This window comes from Kitasatospora putterlickiae (assembly GCF_039527695.1).
Lineage (GTDB): Bacteria > Actinomycetota > Actinomycetes > Streptomycetales > Streptomycetaceae > Kitasatospora > Kitasatospora putterlickiae.
Genome location: NZ_BAAAKJ010000488.1, coordinates 1 through 1429 on the forward strand (window position 1 = coordinate 1; position 1429 = coordinate 1429).

General features: G+C 77.3%; 2 protein-coding genes. Both read left to right on the plus strand.

From position 1 onward, the window contains the following. Positions 1-347: FtsX-like permease family protein (locus ABD308_RS37630; RefSeq protein WP_344345244.1), on the plus strand; the 347-nt coding region annotated here is incomplete at its 5' end. Then, a partial coding sequence (locus ABD308_RS37635) for a hypothetical protein (RefSeq protein WP_344345251.1) occupies positions 344-1429 on the plus strand: 1086 nt, incomplete at its 3' end. The genes ABD308_RS37630 and ABD308_RS37635, both read left to right, overlap by 4 nt.

Genomic DNA, 1429 nt, shown 5'->3' on the forward strand with positions numbered 1-1429 from the left:
CCGCCGCCGCGGGCGAACGGGCCCGGGACTCCGCCCTGCTGCTGGCCCTCGGCACCCCCAGGCGCCACCTGGTCCGCGCCGCCGCCGCCGAACAGGCCGCCCTGGTCGGCCTCGGCAGCCTCGTCGGCCTCGCCCTCGGCGCCCTGATCGTCCGGCTGATCGTGCCGCTCGTGGTGCTCACCCCGACGGCCCGCCGGCCCGTTCCGGGGGCCGTCCTCGACCTGCCGCTCGGCACCGCCGTGCTGCTGGCCGCCGCGATCGCCGCCGTCCCCCTGCTCTCGGCCCTGCTCGGCGGCCGCCGCCGGCGCGACGTGGCCCAGCGACTGCGGTACCTGGAGGAGATGTGACCAGCCCGGCCGACACCGCGGCCGCCCGGCCCGCGGACACCGGCCCGGGGGCCGCCCACCGCCCCGCGGCCTGGGTGCGCACCCGGCTGCGCGCGGCCCCGCTCGCCGCCCTGCTCACCGCCGTGCTCGCGTTCGGCACCGTCTTCCTGGCGGCCGCCTTCCCGCGCCTGCTGGACCGGACCGCGGACCAGGGCCTGCGCGACTACCTGCGCGACCGGGGCCCGGCGGCGACCAGCATCCTCGCCACCGCCGCCCTCGGCGGCGACGGCACGGGCCCGGGCGGCGGGGAACTGGGCGACGACACCAAGCGCCTCGACGAGGACGCCGCCCGGTTCGCCGCGCACACCGGCGTCCTCGGCGTCGCCCCCGGCGGACCCGTCTACGGCGCCCGCAGCGGCAAGCCGCGCGTCCTCACCAACCCGGGCCTGGCCCGGCCCGACGACGCCGACCCGGACCTGGACCTGCTCTACGTGCAGGGCCTGCGCGACCACGTGACGCTCGCCGAAGGCACCTGGCCGGGCACCCCCGTGCCCAAGAAGCCCGTCCCGATCGCGATCAGCCGCCACGTCGCCGAGACGGTCGGCATCCACCTCGGCGACGTCCTGAAGACCGGCTCGACCTCGGCCGACGACGAAGCGCCCCAGGCCAGGGTGGTCGGCATCGTCGAGGTCAACGACCAGGACGACCCCTACTGGAGCGACCTGCCCTGCCCCAACCGGGCCTGCCTCAGGTTCACCACCGGCAAGCGGCCCGCCGCCTACTGGCACAGCGCCGGCCTCGTCGACGGCTCCGCCCTCGGCCGGATCAAGACCTGGCAGACCGGCGCGCAGGACTTCTGGCGGCTGCCCGTCGACGTCGACGGCCTGCGCGCCGACCGCCTGGCCGAAACCAGGCGGCAACTCAACTCCTACCTCACCGGGGACACCGCCAACGCGCTGGCGAACGCCACCGAACGCGCCGGCCTGCAGATCAGCTCGCCCCTGCCCCAGATGCTCCGCCAGGCCATCGACCGGCAACGGGCCGCCGCGCCGATCGCCTCGATCGGCCGGGCCGGCAACCCCGACACCATGGACGGCGTCGAC